Raw genomic sequence first — 26,483 nt, 5'->3', positions numbered from 1 at the left:
GCGCACGGATGCCGACCCAGACGGATCGCCGCCCGACCGCTGCCTCGTTGCAGGTGGCGGTGGGCCAGCACACCGAGCGCGGCCGCAAGCCGGTCAACCAGGACTTCCACGGCCTGTGCGTACCCGGCGAACCGTTGCTGGGGGCCAAGGGCGTCGCCGTTGCGCTGGCCGACGGCATCAGCAGCAGCAACGTCAGCCACATCGCCAGCGAGACCGCCGTGGCCAGTTTCCTGGAAGACTATTACTGCACGCCAGAAACGTGGTCGGTGAAGAAATCCGCGCATAAGGTGCTGAGCGCGGCCAATGGCTGGCTGCACGCGCAGACGCGCCAGCGCCAGCATCCCGACCAGCCCCGCGACGCCGACCGCGGCTATGTCTGCACCATGACGGTGATGGTGCTGAAGGCCACGACCGCCCACATCCTGCATATCGGCGATGCGCGCATCTACCGCCTGCGCGGCGGCAAGATGGAGCAATTGACCGACGACCATCGCGTCTGGATCTCGCAAGACAAGAGCTACCTGGGGCGCGCGCTGGGCCTGACGCCGCATCTGGAGATCGACTATCACACGCAGCCTGTCGAACAGGGCGATGTATTCCTGTTGGCCACCGACGGCGTATATGAGCACATCGACGCGGCCGACGTGTCCGGTGCCTTGGATACGCATCGGGACGCGCTGGACCAGGCAGCGCACGCCTTGGTCCAGCTGGCGTATGAACGCGGCAGCGACGACAACCTGACCGTGCAGATTGTCCGGATCGAGGCGTTGCCTCCGCGCCGCGCCGACGAGATCGCCCGCTACAGCCACAACCTGCCCTGCCCGCCCCTCTTGACGGCCGGCATGGCCTTCGACGGGTTCCTCATCCAGGATGAACTGCGCGCCAGCCACCGCAGCCACGTCTATCTGGCCCGCGACATCGCCAGCGGCGAACCCGTGGTGCTGAAGATCCCCTCGCTGGACATGCGGCACGACCCCGCCTATCTGGAACGGCTGTTGACCGAGGAATGGATCGCCCGCCGCATCGACAGCCGCCATGTCGTGCGCGCCTGGCCGATGCCGCGCCCCCGCCATTACCTGTACACAGTCAGCGAACACATCGCCGGACGCACCCTGACCCGGTGGATGGCCGACCACCCCCGGCCCGCGCTGGATGAGGCGGTGGCGATCATCGAGCAGGTGGCGCGCGGGCTGCAGGCCTTCCATCGGCTGGAAATCGTGCACCAGGACCTGCGGCCCGACAACATCCTGATCACGGAAGACGGCCACGCGAAGATCATCGACCTGGGTTCCGCTCAAACGGCCGGCCTGCTGGACCGCGCCGCGCAGGACGACGATGCCGCGCCCATGCTGGGCACCGCGCAATACGCCGCGCCCGAGACCTTTCTGGGCGAAGCCGGCACCGCGCGCTCGGACTTGTACTCGCTGGCAGCGGTGCTCTACCACATGCTGTCGGGCCGACTGCCCTACGGCGCCGAGGTCGCCCGGGCCCGCAGCCGCGCCGCGCAACTGCGGCTGAAGTACGTATCGGTGCTAGACGCCGACCGCGAACTGCCGGCCTGGATCGACGGCGTGTTGAGCCCCGCCCTGCACCCCGATCCGGCCGCGCGCACGGCCGAGCTGTCCGAGTTCACCCATGCGTTGCGCCATCCTCCGGATGCTGCGCGCCGCGGCGAACGCCTGCCGCTGCTGGAACGCAATCCGCTCGCCTTCTGGAAAGGCCTGTGCCTGATCCAGTTCATCGTCATCCTCATCCTGTCCATCACCCCCTGAAGCCTGGAGCCCCCTCATGACTCCCAACGTGACCCCCACCGTGTGGCTGATCGGCGCCGGTCCCGGCGACCCCGAATTGCTGACGCTCAAAGCCGTAAAGGCGCTAGGCCGGGCCGATGTCGTCCTGATCGACGACCTGGTCAATCCGCAGGTCCTGGACTATTGCGCGCAGGCGCGTCTGGTCCACGTCGGCAAGCGCGGCGGCTGCCGCTCCACGCCGCAGGCGTTCATCCAGCGGCTGATGCTGCGCTACGCCCGCCAGGGCCTGCGGGTGGCGCGCCTGAAAGGCGGGGACCCGTGCATCTTCGGCCGCGCCGGAGAAGAGGCGCAATGGCTCAGCGACCACGGCGTGGCCTGCGAAATCGTGAACGGCATCACCGCCGGGCTGGCGGCCGCCACCGCCTGCGGCATCCCGCTGACGCAACGCGGCATGGCCCAGGGCGTTACACTGATCACCGCCCATTCCCAAGACGGCACGATGCCCGACTGGACGGGACTGGCGCGCAGCGGCACGACGCTGGTGGTCTATATGGGAGTGGCGAAACTGCACGACATGAGCAGCCAATTGCTGGCGGCCGGCATGGCCGCCGACACCCCTGTCGCGATGATCGAGCGCGCGTCCCTCATCGATCAGCGCGAATGCCGATCCACGCTTGCCGCCATGACCCACGATGCCGACGCCTTCCGCTTGCGCAGCCCCGCCGTGCTGGTCATCGGCCAGGTCGCCGCCTGCCAGGTGTTCGGCGCCGGCGACGCGCAACGGCCGGCGCGCGCCGAGCCTGCCCTGCGCCGACAGGCCTGAAGCCGAGATCCCGATGACCGAACGCCCCCTGCCGCCGCCGTTGCGCTTCCTGCTAGCCGCCCGGCGCAGCGAACTCCAGGGCCTGGAGGCCTTGTCGAGCACCTGCGAATTGGTCGTGCGCGTCAGCGCCCTGGTCCATGCGCTGCAAAAGGAACGGGGCTACTCCAACCTGACGCTGTGCAGCCCGCAAGACCGCCTGCTGCCGACGCTGGCCGGGCTAAGCCAAGACGCTGCCAGCGTCGAGGCGGAGGCGCGCCAATTCCTGGATGGCCAAGCCGCCGAATCCAGCCACAACGCAGGCCACGGCGCCGGCCGCGCGCGCCTGCTCAACTGCATCGCCTTTGCGCTGTTCCGCCTGGACGAATTGCCCGCCCTGCGCCGGCAGGTCCGCGACCAGTCCGTGACGGCCGACGACGCCGACTCGCGCTTCACCCTGGTCATCGGCAGCCTGCTGGCCGTAATCTTCGAAGCGGCCGATTCAGCCCTGGACCCCGGCGTCACCCGCATCCTGGTGGCGCTGCTGAACTTCATGCAAGGCAAGGAACTGAGCGGCCAGGAACGCGCCTGCGGCGTGACGGGGTACACGGCCGGCTTCTTCACCGACGCGCAGAAGGCCCGCATGCTGGGCCTGGCCGCCAACCAACGGCGCAGCTTCGACACCTATTCCCAATATGCGGAAGGCGCGGCGCTGCAATGCTGGGAACAGATCCAGCAGCAGGGCGAGCCTGTGCAGCGCATGCGCGAGATGGCACAGCACACTGCCAGCGCGCAACGCGTGGACGGCGCCCTGGCCGAGCTGTGGTTCGACCTGTACACGGCGCGCATCGACGCCATGCGCGAAGTGGAAAGCCTGCTGGCCCAGGCGCTGGCGCAGCAATGCGCCCGCCGCATCGCCGAGACCCGCCAAGAGCTGGACGACCGCCGCCTGCTCCTGAGCCGCTATGCCGACCATGCAACCGGCCGCACGCCCAGCATGCTGTACAGCGTGCAAAGCCGCATCGTGGACACGCCGCCCGCCGACGGCTTGGGCAGCGAATTGGAGCGGTCGATCCTGGACATGATGCGCGAACAGACGCTGCGCATGCAGCGGACCGACGACGCGTTGAACACCGTGCGCGCCGCGCTGGACGAAAAAAAACGCATCGACCGCGCCAAGCTGCTGCTGATCAGCCAGTACGGCCTGACCGAACAGGCCGCGCACGAACGCCTGCAACGCGCCGCCATGGATGGCGGCCTGTCGCTGTCGGACGTGGCGCGCCAGGTGATCGGGCAGCTGGGTGGCAACTGAGGCCGCGGCCTAACGGAACACCCGTTGCGCCAGGCTGACCAGCGCGCCGGCCACGGCCAGCATGGCCAGCACTCGGAAATGGTCCAGATTGGCCAACAACACGGATTGCTGATTCAGCAATAGCGAGATCTGCGCCATCGCCATCTGCTGCGCCTGGGCCGGGTCCGCCACCGCCGCGTACAGGCTGCTCAGGTGCGCCATGGCCGCTTCGAAGTTGGCGTTGCCCGTGGCGATACTGGTTTGCAGCACGTTGTAGTGTTCGGACGTCAACCATTGCTGGCCCACGGTGGCCACCATGATGCCCAGCGCCTGGCCGATTTGCGCCAGCATGTTCTTTACCTGCTGCGCATGGGCGAACACGGCGGGATCGTGGGTCAGACCGGTAAAGGTGTTCATGGCCGTGGTGGGCATGACGATCATGATGAACACGCCATAGCAGGCCAGCGCGGGCAACACGTCGGTCCAGGCGTTGGCCGTGGGCGACAGGCGCGACATCAGGACGCCGAACGCCGCCAACGCCAGGAACCCCGTCACGAAGAATTTGCGCGGCGAGGGCCAGCGGCCCAGCAGTTGCGACATCACCGCGAAAGTCAGCACGCCGGCGCCCAGCCCCATCGCGAAGAACACGCCCGTGTTGGCCCAGGAATGGCCCAGCGCGCGTTGCAGCATCAGGGGCACCAGATAGCCATTGGCGCCCAGCATCACATAGCAGAACATGAAAAGCGCCAGCCCGCTGACGAAGCGCGCCTCTTTCATGCCGCCCAGCTTCAGCAGCGGCGCGCCGTGGCGCGTTTCCGACCAGATGAAGTACCCCAGCGCAGCCACGCCGGCCAATGCAAACAGCACAAGCAGATGGCGATCGCTGAAGAAATCGTAATAAGAGCGCTGCAGGGCGTGCAGCACAAGGAAGCTGCCCAGGCCCAGCGCGGCGATCGGCGCCATGCGGGCCTGCCCGGCCACCGTCGCGCGCCCTTCCTTTCCGGGCATCGACAAGGCGACCGGGATCATCGCCAGTACCGACAGCACGGCGACCAGCCAGAACATCATCGGCCAGCCGTCGTGCTCGACCGCTAGCGACGCCATCCACGGCGCCAGCGCCGTTCCGGTGCACAGCCCGGTCGCCAACGCCTTGATGCCCTGAAACCGAATCGGACCCGGCGCAATCAGATTCACCGTCAACCGCGACGACGTCAGCATCGCGGCGCAACCGGTGGCCATCAGCACGCGGCCCAGCAGGAACCCCGCCTGGCCCGACGACAGCGCGCACACCACCGCGCCCGCCGCCGCCGCGCCCAGCGACGCCAGTAGGTAGCGGCGCAAGCCCAGGTGATGCACCAGCCAGCCTTGCAGCGCGATCAGCACCACGGCCACGCAAGCGTAGATGACGGCAACGGTGGTGTATTCCTCGGGGCTGGCGCCGATTTCGCCCATGATGGACGCCGCCGCGAACGTGACCATGCCGTTCTGCAGGAAATCGATAAAGGTCAGCGCGCCGATCGTCGTCAGCAACGCGGGCGGGAGGGGGGGCTGGCGGGTCTGGCGTGGGACGTGGTCGGGACTCATGGCGGCGGCAGCACGGTAGTGGTCTGTTTATGCCCAGGCTGTATATGCCTAGGCAGATAAATACGCAAAAAAAAGCGGACGGGATAACCTCAGTCCGCCGCGGCATTGACAAGCAACCGCGACAACAGCTTGTGCAGCGTGTCGGCATCGTCTTCCGAAAAGCCGGCCAGCAACCGTTGCATGGCGGTGTCGACCGCAGCAAGCACCTGGGGCAACGCGGCTTGCCCCTGTTCGGTCAGTTCGATCAGGTAGCTGCGCCGGTCGGACTCGTTTTCCACCCGGCGGATGAACCCCTTGGCCGCGATGCGGTCCAGCAGCCGGGTCATGGCGCCCGAGTCGTAAGCCAGCACCCGGCAAAAGTCGCTAAGCGTGCGGCCCCAGCCCTTTGCCAGGCAGTTCAGCACGACATACTGCGGCGTGGTGAGGTCGAACGGGGCCAACTCGCGCTCCAGGGCGTCATGGATGCTGTTGCGCACGGACGTCACCATGAAGCCAAGTTCGCCGGTGTGAAAACGGTTCAGCACGGTGGGGGTGACGGGGGGCATAGTGGCCTTGCGGCGAAGCGTGAGGTCGATGATTGAATTTTATCTGCCTAGGCAGTTAAAAGACAAGCGATAAATAAAAAAGTGCCGCGCAACGGACCGCAGAACGGCGGCCGGCTACCCCTGGACCCGGCGGACCCCGGCGCATTACGGCAGGTTTTCGCGAAAGATCACCTGGCTGCGCGCCAATTCCACGCCATTCATGGCGCTGCGCTTGTCACGCAGGTTGCAGAAGATGCGTACACAGCTCATCAACGCTTCCATCGGGCTTTGCGTGATGACGGCGTCCATCGTGCCGTCGATCAGCAACGACCGCGTATCGGGGGTCAGGCCGTGGCCGATAAACACCACCCGGTGCTGTTGGCCCGCCTCTTTCAGCGCACGCGCCACGCCGTCGGACGCCCCGCCGATGTTGTAGATACCCGCCAGATTGGGATATTGCTCCAGCAGATGGCGCGTCTGCTCGTAGTTGCGCTGCGCGTCGTCATAGCCTTCGCGCAGGTCCACGACCTGCATCGCCTGGAACTGCTCGGCATACAGCTGCAAGAACCCGCTTTCCCGCTCTTCGTGGGCACGGTAATGGCGCGAACCGGCGATCAGCGCCACATGCGCGGCCCGCGAACCGATGAAGCGCGCGATCAGATAGCCGGCGGTGCGTCCCGCCGCGCGGTTGTCCAGTCCCACATACGCCGCGCGCGCGCTGTTGGCCAGGTCGGAAATCAGCGTCACCGCGGGCACGCCTTGCTGCGCCAACGTGTTGACGGCTTCACGCACCACCGGGTGTTCCAGCGCCATGAACGCGATGCCGTCCGCCCGCTTGCCGTGCTTGGCCAGCGCCTGCGCCAGGGCGTCGGGGTTGAAGCTCTCGACATACTCGATCTGGCACTTGGCGTTCAGCGGCGCGAAGTGCTCGTGCGCATAGCTGACCGTGTCGCCCAGCATGCGCAGGTAGCGATTGCTGCCGCGCGGCAGCAGGAACACCAGCCGCATCGGCTCGGCCGGGGCCGCCAGCTCCTGTTCCGGCAGATAGTCCAGTTCGATGGCGGCCTTGAAGACCTTTTGCGCGGTATTGGCGCGCACGCCGGGCCGGCGGTTCAGCACGCGGTCGGCCGTTGCGGTGGACACGCCGGCGCGCGCGGCCACATCGGCCAAGCGGGCGAGCTTACGTTCGGGTAGGGCTTTATTCACATCAAAAACCATCATGAATAAGGTTTGACGATGATACCGCCTATTCACTATTGTCCACACTGCCGCATGGGTTTGGCGTTTTTGTGGCACATCAAAAAACATCATAACTACGATTATGGAGACAACCATGAAGCTGCTGACACGCCGCAGTGCCCTGCGCCGCCTTTGCGCCGTTCCCGCCGTGGCCCTGGCAGGCGGGTTCCCGCTGATCGCCCGCGCGGCCGACTACACGCTCAAGTACGGCAACAACCTGCCGGTGACCCACCCGCTGAACATCCGCGCCCAGGAAGCCGCCGAACGCATCCTGAAGGAAAGCAACGGCCGCGTGGACATCAAGATCTTCCCGAACAACCAACTGGGCGGCGACACCGACATGCTGGCGCAAGTGCGCTCGGGCGGCATCGACTTCTTCACGCCGTCGGCCCTGGTGATCGCCACGCTGGTACCGGTGGCCGCCATCAACGCCGTCGGCTTCGCGTTCAAGGACTACAACCAGGTCTGGGGCGCCATGGACGGCGCGCTGGGCGCGCACGTGCGCACCGCGATCGCGCAGCGCAAGCTCTACGCGTTCGAGAAAATGTGGGACAACGGCTTTCGCCAAACCACCAGCAGCAAGGGGCCTGTCGCGTCCGCCGCCGACATGAACGGCTTGAAGATCCGCGTGCCGGTCAGCTCGCTGCCGATCTCCATGTTCAAGGGCCTGGGCGCCGCGCCCGCCAGCTTGCAGTTCAGCGAGGTGTATTCGTCCTTGCAGACCAAAGTGGTGGACGCGCAGGAAAACCCGCTGCCCATCATCCAGGTCGCCAAGCTCTACGAAGTGCAGAAGTACTGCTCGCTGACCAACCACATCTGGGACGGCTACTGGTTCATCGCCAACGGCCGCATGTGGGAAGGCCTGCCCGAAGACCTGAAGACCATCGTCGCGCGCGGCATCAACGAAGCGGGTCTGGCGCAACGCGAAGACATCAAGAAGCTCAACGCCTCGGTGCAGTCCGACCTGGAGGCCCGTGGCCTGCTCTTCAACCAGCCGGCCGCCGACAGCTTCCGCGAACAGTTGCGCACCGCCGGCTTCTACAAGGAATGGCAAGGCCGTTTCGGCAACGAAGCCTGGTCGCTGCTGGAACAAAGCGTCGGCAAGCTGGCCTGAGGTCGCGCCATGTCCTCCCTGTCCGCCCCCCACGCCGCGGCCCCGGTGCTGCCGGCCAATCCCTTGCGCCGGGCCGCCGGCGCGCTGGACAGCGCGCTGGGCTGCGTGGTCGAGCACGCCGCCGCCGCCATCGTGCTGATCGAGATCTTCGTGCTGTTCGCCGGCGTGGTCGCACGCTACGCGTTCCATAGCCCGCTGGTCTGGTCCGACGAGCTCGCCTCCATCCTGTTCCTGTGGCTGTCGATGCTGGGCGCCGTCGTGGCCCTGCGGCGCGGCGAGCACATGCGCATGACGGCGCTGGTCAACAACGTCAGCCCCGCGCGGCGCGCGCAGCTGGAAACCGTGGCGCTGGCCGCGTCGCTGGCGTTCCTGATCCTGATCCTGGCGCCCGCGATCGAGTACGCCCACGAAGAGCACTTCATCACCACCCCGGCCCTGGAACTCAGCAATGCGTGGCGCGCCGCCGCCATTCCGGTCGGCATGGGCCTGATGGCCGTGGTGGCCGTGCTGCGCCTGCTGCGCACCCAACCCTTGCCGCAAGTGCTGATGGCGCTGGTGGGTGTGGCGGTGGTCGTGGCCGTGTTCTGGCTGGCGCAACCCCTCTTCAAGGGGCTGGGCAAGATCAACCTGGTGATCTTCTTCGTCGGCATCGTGGCCGCCACCGTGTTCTCCGGCGTGCCGATCGCGTTCTCTTTCGCGCTGGCGACGTTTTCCTATCTGGCGCTGACCACCAACACGCCGATGGAAGTCATGGTCGGGCGGCTGGACGAGGGCATGTCGCACCTGATGCTGCTGGCGGTGCCGCTGTTCATTTTCCTGGGCTCGCTGATCGAGATGACCGGCATGGCGCGCGCCATGATCCAGTTCCTGGCCAGCCTGCTGGGCCACGTGCGCGGCGGCCTGTCCTATGTGTTGATCGGCGCCATGTACCTGGTGTCGGGCATCTCGGGCTCAAAGATCGCCGACATGGCGGCCATCGCGCCCGTGCTGTTCCCGGAAATGCAGAAGCGCGGCGCCAAACCTGGCGACCTGGTGGCGCTGCTGTCGGCCACCGGCGCCCAGACCGAAACCATCCCGCCGTCCATCGTGCTGATCACGATCGGATCGGTCACCGGGGTGTCCATCGCCGCCCTCTTCACGGGCGGCCTCTTGCCCGCCGTGGTGCTGGGCCTGGCGCTGTGTTCGGTGGTGTGGTGGCGCTACCGCAAGGAAGACCTGAGCCTGGCGCAACGTTTCAGCGCAAAGGAAATTGGCCGCTTCTTCGTGATCGCCCTGCCCGCCGTCGCCCTGCCCTTCGTGATCCGCGCGGCGGTGGTTGAAGGCGTGGCCACGGCCACTGAGGTGTCGACCATCGGCATCGTGTATTCCGCGGTGATCGGCATCCTGATCTACCGGCGTTTCGACTGGGCGCGCTTGCGGCCCATGCTGATCGAAACGGCCTCGTTGTCGGGGGCCATCATGCTGATCGTGGGCTGCGCCACCGCCATGGCCTGGGCGCTGACGCAATCGGGCTTCTCGGGCGACCTGGCCCGCCTGATGGCCGGCATGCCGGGCGGCAGCTACGGCTTCCTGGCGGTCTCCATCGTGGCCTTCATCATCCTGGGCAGCGTGCTGGAGGGCATTCCCGCCATCGTGCTGTTCGGGCCGCTGCTGTTCCCGATCGCCGTGCAGGCCGGCGTGCATGAGGTCCATTACGCGATGGTCGTGATCTTCGCCATGGGCATCGGCCTGTTCGCGCCGCCCTTCGGCGTGGGCTACTACGGCGCCTGCGCCATCAGCCGTGTCGATCCCAACGAGGGCATCGGCCCGATCTGGGGCTACATCGCCGCGCTGCTGGTCGGGCTGATCGTCGTCGCCGCCTTTCCCTGGTTCTCGATCGGTTTCCTGTGACGCGATGCGGCGGGCGCCCGACGCCTGCCGCGCGCCTCGCCTATTCAGCCACCTTTTCATAAAGATCCATCATGAGTCGTTTCCTGGGCGAAATCCGCCAACTCGGTTATGTGGTGCACGACATCGAAGCCGCCATGGACTACTGGAGCACCACGCTGGGCGTGGGCCCCTGGTACTACAACCCGCGCGTGCCGATCGTGAATTACCAGTACGACGGCGTCAGCCACGAGCCGCACAACTCGGTGGCGCTGGCCAACTCGGGCTTTGTTCAGGTCGAACTGATCCAGACCCGCAACGACGTGCCGTCCATGTACCGCGACTTCCTGCAGGCCGGCCGCACCGGCCTGCAACACGTGGCGTACTGGACCGAAAGCTACGACGCCGATCTGGAGCGCCTGCTGGCCCAGGGCTTCAAGCCCAAGATGAGCGGCGAAGTCGGCGAAAAGGGCCGCTTCATCTATTTCGACACCGAATACCACCCCGGCACCGTGATCGAACTGTCCGAAGTGGCCGGCCCCAAAGGCCGCCTGTTCGACCTGATCCGTAACAGCGCCACCGACTGGGACGGCAAGGATCCGGTCCGCCCGTTCCCCGATCTGAGTCGTCTGTAACCGTCCCCCGCCCCGACACCGCTTGCCGCCCGCCACCATGAATTCCCAATTGTTTAGCGCTACCTACCTGATCGAAACGCCGATGGACCCCGCCCGGGTCGCCGAGGTGATGGCGGGCGAGCAGTCCTGCGGCACCTTCACCCGCGTGCAGGGAGAAACCGACGAACTGCGCGCCCGGGCCCGCGCGCGGATCGAATCCGTCGAACTGCTGGACACCGTAGCCACGCCCAGCCTGCCCAACGCCTGGCTGGCGCGCCAGCCGGGCGGCATGCCCGGCAAGTACCAGCGGGCCCGCATCCGCATCGCCTTTCCGGTCGCCAACGTCGGCGCCAACCTTGCCACGCTTGCGGCCACGGTCGGCGGCAACCTGTACGACCTGGGCGAAGTCACCGGCTTGCGCCTGGAAAGCATGGAGCTTCCCGCCAACTACCGCGCCCAGTTCGACATGCCGCAGGTCGGCATCGCCGGCACGCGGCAATTGACCGGCGTGGCCGCCGGGCCGCTGGTGGGCACCATCATCAAGCCCAATGTCGGGCTGTCGCCCGAACAGACCGCGCATCTGGTGGCGCAGCTGTGCGCGGCGGGCGTGGACTTCATCAAGGACGACGAGGTCTGCGCCAACCCCGCGCACGCCCCGCTGGCGCAGCGCGTCGCCGCCGTCATGGCGGTAGTGCGGGCGCACCGCGAACGCACGGGCCGGCAAGTCATGGTGGCCTTCAACATCAGCGACGAGACCGACGCCATGCGCCGCCATGCGGACCTGATCGAACGCGAAGAAGGCACCTGCGTCATGGCCAGCCTGAACTGGTGCGGATTCTCGGCCATTCAGACCCTGCGCCGCAGCACGCCGCTGGCCTTGCACGGCCACCGCAACGGCTATGGAGCGCTGTCGCGCGCGCCGCTGTTGGGCATGGACTTCCAGGCGTATCAGACGCTGTGGCGACTGGCCGGCGTGGATCACATGCATGTGCATGGATTGCAAGGCAAGTTCGCGCAAGAGGACAAAGAGGTCGTCGATTCCGCCCGCGATTGCCTGGCGTCGCTGACGCTGGGCATCGATGACGCGGTCATGCCCGCGTTCTCGTCTGGGCAATGGGCCGGCACCGTGTCGGCCACCTGGGCCGCCGTGCGCACCGACGATTTGATGTTCATGTCCGGCGGCGGCATTCTTGCGCACCCGGACGGCCCCGCCGCCGGCGTGCAGAGCATCCGCCAGGCCTGGCATGCCGTGCGCGAAGGGCAGTCGCTGGAGGACTTCGCGCGGCACGCACCGGAACTGCAACGCGCCCTGGCCTTCTTCGGAAACCGCGCATGACTGGCGCCGAAGGCGGCTCGTCCGCGCCGCGCGTGTGCTGGTACGGCGATGACTTCACGGGCGCCACCGACACGCTGGCCGAAGTGGCCCGCGCCGGCCTGCGCAGCCTGTTGTTCCTGGGCGTGCCCACGCCCGAACAACTGCGCCGCGCCGGTCCGCTGGACGCCCTGGGCATCGCGGGCGCCGCGCGCGCCATGTCGCCCGATCAGATGGAAACGGAGCTGCACGCCGTCGGCCACTTCATGGCGGGCACCGGCGCACGCGTGCTGCACTACAAATGCTGTTCCACCTTCGACAGCGCGCCGCACGTCGGCAGTATCGGCGTGGCCATCCGCGAATTGCGCCGCCACATGCCGAACCCGCTGGTGCCCATCGTCGGCGGACAGCCCGGCATCGGGCGCTATTGCAGCTTCGCGCAGTTATTCGCCCGCGCGGGCAGCGCGCCGGAAATCCACCGCATCGACCGTCATCCGGTCATGAGCCAGCACCCCGTCACGCCCATGCACGAGGCCGACCTGCGCCGGCATCTGGCGGCCCAAGGGGTGGCCGACATCCGTTCGGTGCCGCACACCGCCTACCCCCGCCTGCGGCAGGCTGCCGACGCCCCCGGCGTGGAGGACTGGATCGACAGCATCATCGACACGTCGGACGGCCCCGTGTTGTTCGACGTGATCGACGATGAGCAATTACCCATCATCGGCCGGCTGATCTGGCGCGCGGCCGCCTGCGTGCCGCTGCTGGCGGTCGGACCCAGCAGCGTGCAGCAAGCGCTGGCCTGCGCCCACGCGCCCGGCCGCGCAAGCGCCCCCACCGCCCCCTTGGCGGCTGCGACCGGCCCCGTCCTGATCGTGGCCGGCAGCCTGTCGCCCGTCACGGCCCGGCAGATCGCCGCGTGTCAGCAATACACGCGCCAGCCACTGCAGGTGCAGCGCCTGCTGGACGACCCGGGCTATGCCGCGCAACAGGTGCGGCAGGCCGCCTCGTTGCTGGCCGCGGGGCGCAACGTGCTGGTCCACACCGACCGCCCCGCGCAAGCCGTCACCGCCCAACAGGCGGGCGCCACGGCAAGCGGCACCGCGCAACTTGCCGCATCGATCGTCGCGGCCAGCGCGCAAGCGGGCAAGCGGCTGTCGCGCATCGGCATCGCCGGCGGCGACACATCCAGCCAGGCCACGCTGGCGCTGGGATTGTGGGGGCTGGCATTCCATAGCGTGTTGGCCCCGGGCGTCACCGTCAGCGTCGCCCGCAGCGACGATCCGGTCATCGACGGCGTCGAACTGATGCTCAAGGGCGGCCAGATGGGCGGCGACCACCTGTTCGACGACCTGGCCACGGGCACGGCGTAACGCGCGTGTGGTGGTCGGTTATGCTGGCCGGGATTTGTCCGGCGAATACCGAACAGCCCCAACCCAGGAGACCCACTCATGTACTGGCGGTTCCGCGCATCTCTTATCGCCGCCCTCGCCCTGTGCCTGCCCTTGCCTTTGCTCGCCAGCACCTTGACCACGCAGGCAGAATGGCACACCGCCATCCGCCAGCAGCTGCAACGCAAGATCGAAGCGCCCCCCCAGATCCACGAGGCGAACGCGGACCTGAACGTCCAGGTGCGCATCGTCATCCTGCCCAGCGGCGTCATCGACACCGTGACCCTGGCTCGATCCTCGGGCAACGTCGCGGTAGACAATGCGACGCTGGCCATGATCCGGCGCGGCGGCAAACTGCCCGCCTTCACCCCTGACATGGCGCCCGACAAGCAAATCGTCATGCTGCCCGTGCGTTACGTTGTGGAGAAAAGCGACATCGCTCCCCCGCCGTCGCCCCCGCCTCTCGTGAAGCAAACCCGCAAGAACGCGCCGGACTGATCCAAGGCCTCTTATGCCCATGCGGGACGTGAGCGGCGTCGCGCCCGGTTCCTCCTAGCGCCCGTGCCAATACCGCCGCCCGCGATCCCGCTGCGACCCCACGTCCAACCCTTGCGCGGTAGATTCCGCCATCACCGCCCCGTCCCAATCGCTGCGCCAGAACGCCGCCCCCGCGCGCTGCCAGCGCCGCGCGACCGCCGGCGCAGGATGACGAAAGCGATTCAGATGCCCCGCCTGCGCCACCGCGTGACTGGCCTGTGTCGCCACCACCCAGTCCCGCCCCGACGATGATGCCGAACCGTGATGCGCCGCCATCACCACGTCAGTCGCCGGCACACCGCGCGCCACCAGGTCGCGCTCCTGCGCCACCCCGATGTCGCCGGTCAACAGCAGCGAATGGCTGGCCCCCTCCACGCGAAGCACGCAACTGTCGGCGTTGCGGTCCGCAACGGCCCCGCTGCCGCCTCCGGCCGGATGCAAGAACGTGAACGTCACGCCGTCGACCTCCCAGGCGTCGTCCCGTTGGCATCGCAACATCTCTTGGGGCAAGGCGAGAGTCGCGCCGGGCGCGGCTGCGGCGCCGCCGGCATCCGGCCACAGCCGCGCGTCCCGCCGCACAAACGCCGCCACATCAAACGACGCATAACTGCGCCGGACCGGCACCGCCGCAAGCACCGCCCGCGTGCCGCCCACGTGATCCTGATCGGCGTGCGACAGCACCAGCACGTCCAGCGCCCCGATGCCGCGCGCCAGCAAGAACGGCGCCACCACGCGCTCGCCGGCGTCGCTGCCGCCGTAATGGCGGGGACCGGCATCGAACAGCAACGTCTGGCTAGCCGTTTCCACCAGGATCGCGCTGCCCTGTCCCACATCCAACGCGCTCATCCGCCAATAGCCGGGGTCTGGCCGGTCAGGCCGCCAGCACAACAGCGGCAACATGCACACCCACCCGGCGTGCCGCGCCGGCCAACCGCGTACCTGCAATGCCCAGGCCATCCCAGCCACCGCCAGCAGCAGCCAAGGCCAGGGTGCTGCCGCCACCGCAAAGCTGGCCCACCCCGCATTGCCCACCCACGCCACCGGCACCATGGTGTAGTCGAACGCCGCCAGCCCCCACTGCCCTACCCAGGCCGCAATGCCCTGGCCACCCGGCAACACCGACAGGGCTGCGCACAACAACGCCAGCGGCGTTACCACAAACGTCACCGACGGAATCGCCACCGCATTGGCCAGCGGAGAACCGACCGACACCTGATACACCAGGAACGCCAGCAAGGGCGTCAGCCCCAAGGTCACCAGCAACTGCAGGCGCGTCGCCTGCGCCAGCCTGGCCAACAACCGTTTGCGCCAGCTTGCCTCCACATCGAACGGCGCATCCGCGATGCGCAGCAGAATCGCCACCGCCCCGAACGACAGCCAGAATCCCGGCGATAACGGCGCCCATGGGTCCAACGCCACCACACCCGCCGCCGCGCAAGCCAGCACCCGGCCCGCCGTCAAGGGCAACCGCGACATCGCCGCGGCCAGCACCACCGACAACATGAAAAATGTGCGCCGCGCCGGCACGCCCCACCCTGCCAGCAAGCAATACAGCAAGGCCACCACGGCCGCCGCCGCCCCGCCCGCGACCCGAGACGGTGCAAGCTCCGCCAGCCCCACACCACGCCAGCGCGCCCGCCGCCACAGCGCCGCTACCAGCACGCCCGCAATCCCGGCAATCGACGTGACGTGCATGCCGCTGATCGACACCAGATGCGTGATGCCGCTGCGGTTGAAGATGCGCCAGTCGTCGCGCGCCACGCCCGCCTGATCCCCGATGGCCAACGCAATCAGCACCGGCGCATAGCGATGGTCTCCCAAGGCCTTGCGCAAGCCCTCGCGCACGCGATGCCTGGCGCGTTCAATCACGATGCCGGCCGACGCCCAGGGCTGATCGTCCAGCAGCCTGGGCTGCCCGCGAACGGTGCCCACGGCGCGCAAGCCGCGCGCGAACATCCGCGCCTCCGCGTCAGGCCCCGCCGGATTCAGCAGGCCATGCGGACGTCTCAACACCAACGCCATGCGCCACACCTGGCCAGGCAGCAACTGCGGTATGTCTTGCAATGTTCCGCGTTTTGCCCCGGGCGGCGCTTGCCACGTCACCTGGATGCGCGATGGAATGCCGGGCCGGGCAGGTTCCGCCAGCTCGGCCACGAAGCGTTGATGCCGGCCGTCTCCGTCCGGCAGTTCAGCCACCCGCACGATCAAGCGCGACACCTGGTCCTGGTGCGCATCCGCCAGGGCATCGTCCAGCCGATACCCGGCTTGCAGGCTGGCGTTAAGCGTGCCGGCGCACAGACCCGACACCAGGGCCGCAGCAATACGAGCCGCGTCCTGGCGGCAGCGTGCCCAGCACAATGAAGCCAGGACGCCCAAGCCCGCGGCCAGCAACAACAGCATCCGCCCCGGCAGTGCAGGCAGGCATTGCACCCACGCCGCGCCCGCCACGAACGCCAAGCAGAATGAACGACCGGTGATGTCCCTCTCCCAAAGCCTGGAGCGTAGGACGTGGCGGCATGGAACAGACCAGCGGATGAACGAATTGGTCCACCTCGGGAAACCGCAAGTACGGTTTATCGATAGCGATCAGCAAAGTACAGACGGCAATAGTGCAGTCCGACACCGTCATCCTCGGCGGCACTTCGACGCCCGAGCATTCCGTCACCAGGGCTTAAACAGCCAGGCCCTTCGCCCGCAGCAGGGAATCAAACCGCTCCGGGTCAGACGTCCCCGAACGATTTTCTTCACGAATCCTTGCCTCTTTGTCCAGATGGCGGCGCGTGCGCTGCAGCACATCCTTGGCATGCACGGCGGGAATGGCGATCACGCCATCCGCGTCACCCACGATCACGTCGCCCGGCGCCACGTGCAGGCCAGCGCAGGCAATCGGGACGTTGATCTCCCCTGGACCGTCCTTGGTTGGGCCGCGATGGGTATGGCCTTTGGCAAAGAGCGGCATGCCGCCTTCGGCCCACTCGACCACATCGCGCACGGCGCCGTCGATGACCAGGCCGGCCAGCCCTTGTGCGATGCAGGTGGTGCGCATCAGCCCGCCAACCAGCGCCTGGGTCAGGTCACCACCGCCGTCAATGACAAGCACGTCGCCTGGCCGCACCATGGTAAGGGCCTTATGAATCATCAGGTTGTCGCCTGGCCGCACGCGCACGGTAAAGGCGTTACCACAGAGCACGGTGTTGAGGTCCGTGTGATATTGGCGCAATCCGATCGCGCCGATATGACGGCTCATCGCGTCGCCGATGGCGGCGACCGGTAGTGAGGACAGGGCGGCGATGGTGTCGGCATCCGCGCCCTGCTGGCGCGGATGGATGCCGTAGCCCGCCGGCCACGCGACAGCGGAGGAAGAAGCGCTCATGTTTGAATATTCCCAATGCAGGTCTGGAAGATCACAGTTGAACGTCCGCGTTTTTGACCAGGCCGCCCCACTTGGCCCGGTCCGCCTTCAGGAATGCCGCGAATTGTTCCGGCGTGCTTCCGACCGGCTCGATGCCATCGCGCTGAAAGCGTTCGCGTATCTCGGGATCCGCCAATACCTGCGCGGTGGCCTGCTGCAGCGTTCTCACGGCCTCGGGCGGAATGCCCGGGCCCGCGCACAAGCCGGTCCAGGGCGTGGGATTGAAATTCTTCAAGCCGGCCTCGTCGGTCGTGGGAAGGTCTGGCAAGCCACGCAGCCGATGATCGTTCGCAACGGCCAGCGCTTTCAATGCGCCGGATTGGAGGTATGGCAGCGAACTGACGGCCTGGTCGAACATCAGCGATACCCGACCGCTGTTCAAGTCGACCATCGCCTGGCCCGCCCCCTTGTACGGCACGTGCACGATATCGATCTTGGCGTTGGAACGCAGCATCTCGCCCGCCAGGTGCGCGGTGGTGCCGTTGCCCGATGACGCGTAGTTGACCTTGCCGGGATTCTCGCGTGCGTACTTCAAGAATTCACCTACCGTGGCTACCGGCAGGTCCTTGCTGACCAGCATCAGATATGGCGTGTTGCCAATCTGCGTAATGGGAGTGATCGTCTCCACATCAAACGGCATGCGTTGGGGCAGGAACGGTTGAATGGACAGCGTGCCCGTGGTGCACATGAACACCGTGTGCCCGTCGGCGGCCGCTTTGATGGCCGCGTCCGCGGCAATGTTGCCCGCGGCGCCGGGCCGGTTCTCGACCACGACGGACTGCTTCAACACCGCTTCCAGCTTAGGAGCCAGCAGCCGCGCAATGATGTCGTTAGATCCGCCCGGGGCAAAACCCACGATCAAACGCACGGGCTTGTTCGGATAATCCGCGGCGTGCGCGAGCGGTGCGCACGCAATCAAGACGGCCGCGACGGTCTGCGTGACGCTTAGCGTCAGTGCTTGTTTTTTGTTCATGGTTTCCCCTTGTGATTTTTAAACAGTGCGACAGGTCAGGCCAGTTGCGCCCGTGCCTGCGCGATACGACGGCAACCTTCCTCCAGCACGGCGTCGCTGGCGGCAAATGAAATTCGGAAATGCGTGTCAACGCCATAAGCCGAGCCTTGCAGCACCGCCAGGTTCTGCGCATTCAGCAGATGCAGCACCCATTGCTCGCTGTTTTGCAGCTTGCTGCCATCGGGCAAGGTCAAGCCGTACAGGTCGGCACACTTCGGAAAGACGTAGAACGCGCCCTCGGGGCTGGCGCAATCAATACCGTCAATGGCATTCAGGGCCTGGACGATACGGTCCCGCCGCGCCTGAAAACGCTCACGGCTCTGCGTGACGAAATCCTGCGGGCCGGTCAACGCCGCCAATGCCGCCGCCTGGCTCACGGAGCTTGGATTGGATGTGCTTTGCGATTGCAGCTTGGTCATCGCCTTGATCAACGCCGCCGGCGCCCCGGCATAGCCGATTCGCCATCCGGTCATCGCATAAGCCTTGGATACGCCATTCAGCGTCAGCGTGCGATCTTTCAGGTCTGGCGCCACTTGCGCCAGCGTGTAGAACCGCCGGCCGTCATAAAGCAGATGTTCATAGATGTCGTCCGTCAGAATCCAGACGTGCGGGTGCTTGCGCAAGACCTCCGCCAAGGCCCGCAAATCGGCTTGAGTGAAATTGGCGCCACTGGGGTTGTTCGGGCCGTTCAGGATCAGCCAACGCGTCTTCGGCGTGATCGCGCGTTCAAGTTCTTCCGCCTGCAAACGGAATCCGTTTTCCGCGCGCGTGTCGACGATCACCGGTGTGCCGTTGGCCAGCAAGGTGATATCGGGGTAAGACACCCAATACGGCGCGGGCACGATCACTTCGTCGCCGGTATCGACGGTGGCCATGATGGCGTTGAAAATGATCTGCTTGGCGCCCGTGCTGACGATGATTTCGTCCAGCCCGTAATCCAGTCCGTTTTCACGCGCAAACTTGGCGCGGACGGCTTCACGCAACGCCGCCGTGCCGCCCACGTCGGTGTAGCGCGTGTGGCCGTCGTTCATGGCACGATAGGCGGCCTCTCGAATGTGTGCCGGCGTATCAAAATCCGGTTCGCCCGACGTCAGGCCGACGATGTCCCTGCCTTGTGCGCGCAGCATGCGGGCATGCTGGCCCGCCATCGAACTGGGTGAAGGCTTGATACGCTGAAGTCTTGCGGCGGTTTGCATGGTCCATCCGGAGTCTATTGAACAGTGGACACATTATGGATACGATCACTTTCCAGGCGGTAGCGACTAATCCGCATACCCCGCCATTCCAGATTGGCATGGGTTCCTGGATCTTCACGCCCCCCGCTTTCCCTCCCCATGAATCCAACCTTCAAACAACTCGAGGCGTTCTATCACAGCGCCAAGCTGGGCAGCCTGAGCGCCGCCGCGACGACGCTGCACACGACCCAGTCCGCGATATCCAAGCGAGTCAGCGACCTGGAAGCCGAATTGGGCAAGCGCCTGCTCCATCGCGGCGCCACCGGTATTGTGCTGACCCCCGACGGCGAACGCCTTTTGCCCATGGCCGAAGAGGCGCTGCGGCTGCGGTTGCGCATGGCTGAAGCGGCGGGCGGCTCGGCGCCGCTGGAAGGCAAGGTCCGCATCGGCGTCACCGAACTGACGGCGCTTAGCTGGCTGGGCCTGTTGATCAGCACCGTGGTGAAAGAGTGTCCCGGTCTGACCTTGGAGCCCAGCGTGGCGCCCGGCCTGCAGTTGATTGATCAACTACGCCAACATGAACTGGATCTGGCCATCGTGCCAGGCACGTACTGGGGCGAGGACTTTCAGCTGATGCCGGTGGGCGTCGTGGAAAACGTCTGGATGGCCAGCCCCGCGCTAGGCGTGCCGGAAGGCCCGTTGAAGCCCATGGATTTTGCGCTGTACCCGTTTCTTGAGCAATCCCACGATTCCAGCAAAAGCCTGTTCTATCGGCCCTGGCTGGAGGAACACGGATTCCGATTCAACCGCGTCTTTGCCAGCAACAGCCTGGCCGTGCTGGGGGAACTGACCATCGACGGTTTCGGCATCAGCCAGCTGTGCCCGGCGTATTTCCGGCCGGAACTGGAAGCCGGCCTGCTGAAGATCGTTCACAGCGTTCCCATGCCGCCGCCAATGATCTACAACGCGGTCTTTCACCAGGGCTCGCTCGATACGCGCGCCGAATACATCGCGCGGCGGGCCGCCGAGGTCTGCGACTTTTCGCGCCGTCGCAATGTGCCCGCCAGCGGCTTTTCCGGCCGACCATAAGGGCTTATTCACCCGCGTCATGCCGCGCATTGACAAAACCCTTGCCGGTGTCTTAGGATTTCGCCTCTTCTTCACCCCCCTTTTCATTTGAGTGCAACCGTGTCTGCCATCCGTCACTACGCCTAAACGCCGACGACTACCGCCCTGGTAATCGCGGTCTGCCTGCGCGCCCCGTGCTGCTCGACGCCTGAGTCTTGAGCGCACACCATGGGGTCCAGGCGCGGTTCCAGGAAGCACACACCCCACTCGCTTTCCTTTCCCGTCCAGACTGCGTCGTCGGCTTTTCCATCACACTGGAGAAGATCCCATGACGCAAGATTTCTGCGCTTACGCGCAATCGCTGGACCTGTTTCGCTATCCCCGCACCCCCCACCTGGAAGGCTCGCGCCTGCAAGACGGCGACGAAGGCCACGACCACGTGCCGTACCGCCAATTAGCCGGCCTGCACCTGGTCGTCGAGGAAAAACTCGACGGCGCGAACACCGGCATCAGCTTCAGCCCATCGGGCGAACTGCTGCTGCAATCGCGCGGCCACTACCTGGTGGGCGGCGGCCGCGAACGGCAATTCAGTTTCGTAAAAGCCTGGGCCGCGGCGCACACCGACTGGCTGCTTGACCGCCTGGAGGATCGCTACGTGATGTATGGCGAAACGCTATCGAAGAAACATTCGGTTTTCTACGACGCCTTGCCGCATCATTTTTTTGAGTTCGATGTCCTGGATCGTCACAGCGGCGACTTCCTGTCCACCCCGGCGCGGCGCGCCTTGCTGGCGGACGGCGCCGTGCTGTCCGTGCCCGTCCTGTATGAAGGCGTGGCGCCGCCCAGGCTTAACACGCTCAAGGCCCTGCTGCGGCCATCGCTGGCCAAGACACCAGACTGGCGCAAGGCTTTCGAAGCCACCGTGCAGCGAGAAGGCTTGGACCTGGAGCGCGCCTGGAAACAATGCGACAAATCGGACCTGTCGGAAGGCCTGTACGTCAAAGTGGAAGCCGACGGCAGGACGATCGCCCGCTACAAGTGGGTACGACGAGATTTCGTTCAAGCCATCCTGGATTCGGACAAACACCATTCCGAGCAGCCCTACGTGCCCAACCAGTTGGCGCCCGGCGTTGATCTCTACGCGCCGCGTCTCGCGGTGGACTGGGACACGCTGCGCAGCGCCGCCGGACGATAAGGAATAGATCATGCAATACGAAGCACTGCGGGCACTTACGCCTGCTCCGGGAAAGGCGCCGGATTTCAACGCCTGCCTGGCGGCATTTCCCGCGCTGGAGCTGGCCAAGACCACGCCGCAAGACCCGCGCTATCACGGCGAGGGCGATGTGTGGACGCATACGAAAATGGTGATCGAAGCGCTGCTGGCATTGCCGCAATACCAGGCGGCCGATCGGGCCGACCAGGAAATCGTATTTCTTGCCGCGCTGCTGCACGACATCGCCAAGCACAGCACGACCGTCATCGACCCGGTCACCGGTGCCATCGGCCAGCCCGGCCACTCCCGCAAGGGCGCCATCGACGCGCGGATTGCGCTGTGGGATGCGGGCGTGCCCTTTGCCGTGCGCGAGGCCGTGTGCAGGTTGATCGCGGTCCATCAGGTGCCGTTTTTCGCACTGGAAGGCTCGCGCCGCGGCAAGACGCCCGAGTTCATCGTGCGTGAACTGTCCTGGCAGGTCGACATTCCATTGCTGGCCATGCTTGCCGAAGCCGACATGCGTGGACGCATCTGCCCGGACGGGCCGCGCGTGCTGGACAACATCGCGCTGTTCTGCGAGCTGGCGCGCGACGAACGGTGCTTTGGCCAGCCGCGGGCCTTCGCCGATGTCCACACCGCGGTCAGCTATTTTCGCGGCGCCGACGTGCATCCCGATTACCCGTTGTTTCAGGAACCTGGATCGCGGGTGATTGTGATGTCGGGCCTGCCCGCATCGGGCAAGAACACCTGGGTCGCCCGGCATCATCCCGAGCTGCCGGTGATTTCGTTCGACGATGCGCGAGAGGAGCTGGGCCTGCGCCACGGCAAGAACGAAGGCATGGTGGCGCACCTGGCCATCGACCGGGCCCGCGAGCTGCTGCGGCGCAAGGCGCCCTTCGTCTGGAACGCCACCCACCTGAGCGAGCTGATGCGCAAGAAAACGCTGGATCTGCTGTATTCCTATCACGCGCAGGTCGAACTGGTCTATCTGGAGCAGCCGCGCGCCGAACTGCTGCGGCGAAACAGTCGGCGCGATACGTCCCTGTCGAACAAGACGCTGACCGGCATGCTGCATCGCTGGGACCTGCCGCTGCCGACCGAGGCGCATCGGGTGACGTATGCCGTGTAACCACCCGCCCAGGCGCCCGCCCCCCCCCCGGGGCGGTGGATTCGTCCGGAATTTCGGCGTAGAGTCATTGTTTCCCTACTGACCGGACGCGTTACGGAGACCCCATGGCCGATTACCCCAATACCCTTCTTTTGATCGACAACGAATGGCGCGAAGCGAAAGGCGGCGCGCGCATCGACGTCGTGAACCCCGCCACCGGCCAGAAGATCGGCCAGGTCGCCCACGCCAAGCGCGAAGACCTGGACCTGGCGCTGGCCGCCGCGCAGCGCGGGTTCGAGACCTGGCGCGACACCTCGGCCCATGAACGTTGCGCCGTCATGCGCCGCGCCGCCGCCCTGTTGCGCGAACGCGCCGACTCGGTGGCCCGCCTGCTGACCCAGGAACAGGGCAAGCCCCTGGCCGAAGCGCGTGGCGAAGTGCTGGCCGGCGCCGAAATCATCGACTGGTTCGCCAACGAAGCGCTGCGCGTCTATGGCCGCATTGTGCCGTCGCGCAACCCGCTGGCGCAGCAATTGGTCATCAAGGAGCCGGTCGGTCCGGTTGCCGCGTTCACGCCGTGGAACTTCCCGGTCAACCAGATCGTCCGCAAGCTGGGCGCCGCGCTGGCCACCGGTTGCTCCTTCCTGGTGAAGGCGCCCGAAGAAACCCCCGCGTCCCCCGCCGCCCTGCTCAACTGCTTTGTCGACGCCGGCATCCCCAAGGGCGTGCTGGGCCTGGTCTTCGGATCGCCCGCCGAGATTTCCAGCTACCTGATCCCGCATCCGGTGATCCGCAAGGTCACGTTCACCGGTTCGACCCCGGTCGGCAAGGAACTGGCCGCGCTGGCCGGCCTGCATATGAAGCGCGTCACGATGGAATTGGGCGGCCACGCCCCGGTGATCGTGGCCGAGGACGCCGACGTCGAACTGGCCGTCAAGGCTTCGGGCGGCGCCAAGTTCCGCAACGCGGGCCAAGTCTGCATTTCGCCCACGCGCTTCCTGGTCCACAAGAGCGTCAAGGCCGCATTCGAGAAGGCCTTCGTCGCCCACGCCGAAAAGCTCAAGCTGGGCGACGGCCTGACCGAAGGCACAACGCTTGGGCCCCTGGCCAACGACCGCCGCCTGACGGCGATGGACAAGATCGTCAAGAACGCCAGCGAAAAGGGCGCGCGCATCGCCACCGGTGGCGCACGGATCGGCGGCGCCGGCAATTTCTTTGCGCCCACCATCCTGACCGACGTCCCGCTTGACGCCGACATCTTCAATGAAGAACCGTTCGGCCCGATCGCGGCGATCCGCAGCTTCGAAACGCTGGACGAGGCCATCCGCGAAGCCAACCGCCTGCCGTTCGGCCTGTCCGCTTATGGCTTCACCAAGTCGATCAAGACGGTGCACGAGCTGTCGCGCCGCCTTGAAGTGGGCATGCTCTGGATCAACCAGCCCGCCACCCCGTCCGCCGAACTCCCGTTCGGCGGCGTGAAAGATTCGGGCTACGGCTCCGAAGGCGGCCCGGAAGCGCTGGAAGCCTATCTGGTGACGAAGGCGGTCTCCGTCGTCGGCGTCTGATACGGCCTGCGTGCCACCGGTTCGGCGCTGCGCCGGCCGGTGGTACGCGATCACCCATTCTTACCGGCCCGCAGGGCTGAGTAACGCACCATCAAGGACAAGCCCCGCATCGCGGGCCTTTCCCATTCCCTCCAGGCATTCGCCTACCTGTTCGGCCCACTGACGGCGCGCTGCCGCTGCTCACGCAAGCTGGGCGGGCCGCTTCGGCAGCCACGCTGCGCCTATTGCGCCCACGCCATAAGCACATCACTCAGAACGACATTTCGAATTCGTCGTTTGGCTGCACCCATCCCTCCCGTACTGTGATGTGTCCGTGCCGACCTTGCCGTTGTCGCAACGCGCAAGGCGCCGCTTTCGCTTCATTTTCGGAGACCTCCATGAATGACCGGCTGCACCGTACCCAGGCATCCCGCTCCGCCGCCATCAAGGCGAATCTGGACTACCCGGTGATCGATACCGATGTCCACGTGAACGACTACGCGCCCATCCTGGAGGACTACATCCAGCACTACGGCGGCGCCAAGCTGGTGGACATCCTGCGCAAGACCCAGGGGTCGCGCTTCGCCACCAAGGCCGAAGGCAAAGACTGGTACCAGCAGACGCCCGACGAAAGGCAGTACCACCGCACACTGCGTGCGCCGTGGTGGGCGCGCGTCACGCGCAACACGCTGGACCTGGCCACCGTCACCTTGCCGGAGTTGCTGTATGAACGCCTGGAAGAGCAAGGCTCGGACTACTCCATCCTGTTTCCAAACGATGTGCTGGCCCCGCTGGGCGCCGGCAATGAATTCCGCCAGCCGCTGCACCGCGCGATCAACCACTTCCACGCGGACCAATACCGCAAGTACAGCGACCGCCTGACGCCTGTCGCCGGCATCCCCATGTACAACCCTCAGGAAGCCATCGAAGAGCTCGAATTTGCAGTCAACACCTTGGGCTTGAAGGTGGCGAACATCCCCGGTGGCGTGCGCCGTCCGATCAAGGCCATCGCCGACAAGTATCCGCCCGCGCAATACCCCGACATTGCGCGCCATGCGTCGTACGTGGACTTCTTCGGTTTGGACAGCGAGTACGACTACGACCCGTTCTGGGCCAAGGCGGTGGAGCTGGGCGTGCCGCTGGCCACACACTACGGCAGCCAGGGCTGGACGGGGCGGCATTCCATCAGCAACTACATGTTCAATCACATCGGCCACTTTGCCGACGGCTCGCAGGCCTTTGCCAAAGCGCTGTTCTTCGGCGGCGTCACCCGGCGCTTTCCCGGCCTGCGCGTGGCGCTGCTGGAGGGCGGCGCGGACTGGGGCGCCCATGTGTACGCGCATCTGGTGGACCGCTGGGAAAAGCGCAACCGCAACGCCGTACAGAACTACAACCCCGCCAACGCGGACATCGACCTGCTGGCGGACCTGTTCGAACGGTATGGCGCCGAACTCCTCCAGGGGCGTCGCGTAGACAAGGCCACCCTGTTGCAGGATAGCCTTGGCGTCTCTGCCCTGCCCCACAGCCGCGATCCGCAGGGCGATGAGCTTGACGACTTCGCCGCCGCCGGCATCGAAAGCGTCGAGGACATCCGCGCGCGCTGGGTCGATAGCTTCTACTTCGGTTCCGAAGCCGATGACCGGACCGTCGGCGCCGCGTTCAACGACCGCGTGAATCCGCTGAATGTGAAGCTCAATGCCATCTGGTCATCCGATGTGGGCCACTGGGACGTTCCCGACCTGACCGAACCGCTGGCCGAAAGCTGGGACCTGGTCGAGCAAGGCGTGATCACGCAGGCGGACTTCAAAGCCCTGGTCTTCGATAACCCTCACCGCTTCTACACCCAGGCCCATCCGCAGTTCCTCAAGGGCACCCGCATCGAGAAGACACTGCAAAAGCAGGCACTCGCGGCCTGAGCCCCCCCTTTTCCGC

At 66.1% G+C, this 26,483-nt stretch carries 21 protein-coding genes; 14 read left to right on the top strand and 7 right to left on the bottom strand.

The features are described 5' to 3' along the window. Positions 1 to 8 precede the first annotated feature (8 nt). Genes HG262_RS00625 through HG262_RS00615 form a run of 3 tightly spaced genes read left to right on the top strand, consistent with a single transcriptional unit; the run spans position 9 to position 3,862 of the window. Positions 9 to 1,772 (top strand): bifunctional protein-serine/threonine kinase/phosphatase, encoded by a 1,764-nt coding sequence (locus HG262_RS00625; protein ID WP_169269177.1) that lies wholly within the window; start codon positions 9 to 11, stop codon positions 1,770 to 1,772. A gap of 16 nt (positions 1,773 to 1,788) precedes the next feature. Beyond that, entirely contained in the window at positions 1,789 to 2,574 is a 786-nt protein-coding gene (gene cobA, locus HG262_RS00620) for a uroporphyrinogen-III C-methyltransferase (protein ID WP_211186902.1), read from the top strand. 13 nt (positions 2,575 to 2,587) lie between these two features. After that, on the top strand, positions 2,588 to 3,862 hold the full coding sequence (locus tag HG262_RS00615; RefSeq protein WP_169269176.1) for a nitrate regulatory protein: 1,275 nt from the start codon (positions 2,588 to 2,590) through the stop codon (positions 3,860 to 3,862). A 9-nt stretch (positions 3,863 to 3,871) separates the two neighbouring features. Here the strand turns inward: HG262_RS00615 and HG262_RS00610 are convergent, their stop codons facing one another. The 3 genes from HG262_RS00610 to HG262_RS00600 form a co-directional block, all read right to left on the bottom strand. Further along, a complete protein-coding gene (locus HG262_RS00610; protein WP_169269175.1) occupies positions 3,872 to 5,425 on the bottom strand; it encodes an MFS transporter in 1,554 nt (517 codons plus the stop codon). A gap of 89 nt (positions 5,426 to 5,514) precedes the next feature. Further along, positions 5,515 to 5,970: a MarR family transcriptional regulator gene (locus HG262_RS00605; protein ID WP_169269174.1), complete on the bottom strand. Its 456-nt coding sequence runs from the start codon at positions 5,968 to 5,970 to the stop codon at positions 5,515 to 5,517. A gap of 144 nt (positions 5,971 to 6,114) precedes the next feature. Continuing rightward, on the bottom strand, positions 6,115 to 7,170 hold the full coding sequence (locus HG262_RS00600; RefSeq protein WP_169269173.1) for a LacI family DNA-binding transcriptional regulator: 1,056 nt from the start codon (positions 7,168 to 7,170) through the stop codon (positions 6,115 to 6,117). A 112-nt stretch (positions 7,171 to 7,282) separates the two neighbouring features. Between HG262_RS00600 and HG262_RS00595 the strand changes: the two genes are divergently transcribed. The 6 genes from HG262_RS00595 (at position 7,283) to HG262_RS00570 (ending at position 13,980) form a co-directional block, all read left to right on the top strand. Next, positions 7,283 to 8,302, top strand: coding sequence for a TRAP transporter substrate-binding protein (locus HG262_RS00595; RefSeq protein ID WP_169269172.1), 1,020 nt, complete (start codon positions 7,283 to 7,285; stop codon positions 8,300 to 8,302). A 9-nt stretch (positions 8,303 to 8,311) separates the two neighbouring features. Next, positions 8,312 to 10,192: a TRAP transporter large permease subunit gene (locus HG262_RS00590; protein ID WP_169269171.1), complete on the top strand. Its 1,881-nt coding sequence runs from the start codon at positions 8,312 to 8,314 to the stop codon at positions 10,190 to 10,192. Positions 10,193 to 10,263: 71 nt separating this feature from the next. After that, positions 10,264 to 10,803, top strand: coding sequence for a VOC family protein (locus HG262_RS00585; RefSeq protein ID WP_088591170.1), 540 nt, complete (start codon positions 10,264 to 10,266; stop codon positions 10,801 to 10,803). 37 nt (positions 10,804 to 10,840) lie between these two features. Next, positions 10,841 to 12,118 (top strand): ribulose-bisphosphate carboxylase large subunit family protein, encoded by a 1,278-nt coding sequence (locus HG262_RS00580; protein ID WP_169269170.1) that lies wholly within the window; start codon positions 10,841 to 10,843, stop codon positions 12,116 to 12,118. Beyond that, positions 12,115 to 13,464: a four-carbon acid sugar kinase family protein gene (locus HG262_RS00575; RefSeq protein ID WP_169269169.1), complete on the top strand. Its 1,350-nt coding sequence runs from the start codon at positions 12,115 to 12,117 to the stop codon at positions 13,462 to 13,464. The genes HG262_RS00580 and HG262_RS00575 overlap by 4 nt, the downstream gene beginning before the upstream one ends. A gap of 78 nt (positions 13,465 to 13,542) precedes the next feature. Further along, a complete protein-coding gene (locus HG262_RS00570) occupies positions 13,543 to 13,980 on the top strand; it encodes a TonB family protein (protein WP_169269168.1) in 438 nt (145 codons plus the stop codon). Positions 13,981 to 14,034: 54 nt separating this feature from the next. On the opposite strand, the gene HG262_RS00565 is transcribed toward HG262_RS00570, so the two are convergent. From HG262_RS00565 to HG262_RS00550, 4 genes are all read right to left on the bottom strand, one after another. After that, complete coding sequence (locus HG262_RS00565) at positions 14,035 to 16,449, bottom strand: DNA internalization-related competence protein ComEC/Rec2 (RefSeq protein WP_348984350.1); 2,415 nt, start codon at positions 16,447 to 16,449, stop codon at positions 14,035 to 14,037. 241 nt (positions 16,450 to 16,690) lie between these two features. After that, the gene (locus tag HG262_RS00560; protein WP_169269166.1) at positions 16,691 to 17,392 is read right to left on the bottom strand and encodes an RraA family protein; all 702 of its coding nucleotides are present in this window, start codon (positions 17,390 to 17,392) and stop codon (positions 16,691 to 16,693) included. Between the two features lie 31 nt (positions 17,393 to 17,423). Then, the gene (locus HG262_RS00555; RefSeq protein WP_169269165.1) at positions 17,424 to 18,404 is read right to left on the bottom strand and encodes a tripartite tricarboxylate transporter substrate binding protein; all 981 of its coding nucleotides are present in this window, start codon (positions 18,402 to 18,404) and stop codon (positions 17,424 to 17,426) included. A 35-nt stretch (positions 18,405 to 18,439) separates the two neighbouring features. After that, positions 18,440 to 19,639, bottom strand: a complete 1,200-nt coding sequence (locus HG262_RS00550) for a pyridoxal phosphate-dependent aminotransferase (protein ID WP_169269164.1) — start codon at positions 19,637 to 19,639, stop codon at positions 18,440 to 18,442. A 138-nt stretch (positions 19,640 to 19,777) separates the two neighbouring features. On the opposite strand from HG262_RS00550, the gene HG262_RS00545 reads away from it, so the two are divergent. The 5 genes from HG262_RS00545 to HG262_RS00525 all read left to right on the top strand — a co-directional run bounded on the left by HG262_RS00545 (position 19,778) and on the right by HG262_RS00525 (position 26,467). Continuing rightward, on the top strand, positions 19,778 to 20,707 hold the full coding sequence (locus HG262_RS00545) for a LysR family transcriptional regulator (protein WP_169269163.1): 930 nt from the start codon (positions 19,778 to 19,780) through the stop codon (positions 20,705 to 20,707). 307 nt (positions 20,708 to 21,014) lie between these two features. Next, entirely contained in the window at positions 21,015 to 21,881 is an 867-nt protein-coding gene (locus HG262_RS00540) for an RNA ligase family protein (protein ID WP_169269162.1), read from the top strand. A gap of 10 nt (positions 21,882 to 21,891) precedes the next feature. Further along, positions 21,892 to 23,028 (top strand): AAA family ATPase, encoded by a 1,137-nt coding sequence (locus HG262_RS00535; protein WP_169269161.1) that lies wholly within the window; start codon positions 21,892 to 21,894, stop codon positions 23,026 to 23,028. 104 nt (positions 23,029 to 23,132) lie between these two features. Next, positions 23,133 to 24,572, top strand: a complete 1,440-nt coding sequence (locus HG262_RS00530; protein ID WP_169269160.1) for an NAD-dependent succinate-semialdehyde dehydrogenase — start codon at positions 23,133 to 23,135, stop codon at positions 24,570 to 24,572. A gap of 377 nt (positions 24,573 to 24,949) precedes the next feature. Next, positions 24,950 to 26,467 carry an amidohydrolase family protein gene (locus tag HG262_RS00525; protein ID WP_169269159.1) on the top strand — a complete coding sequence of 506 codons (1,518 nt, stop codon included), beginning with the start codon at positions 24,950 to 24,952 and terminating at the stop codon, positions 26,465 to 26,467. Positions 26,468 to 26,483 lie beyond the last annotated feature (16 nt).

Origin of the sequence: Achromobacter sp. Bel (assembly GCF_012928505.1) — a bacterium.
Taxonomy (GTDB): Bacteria; Pseudomonadota; Gammaproteobacteria; order Burkholderiales; family Burkholderiaceae_B; genus Achromobacter.
This window is presented reverse-complemented; position numbering and strand designations above follow the sequence as displayed.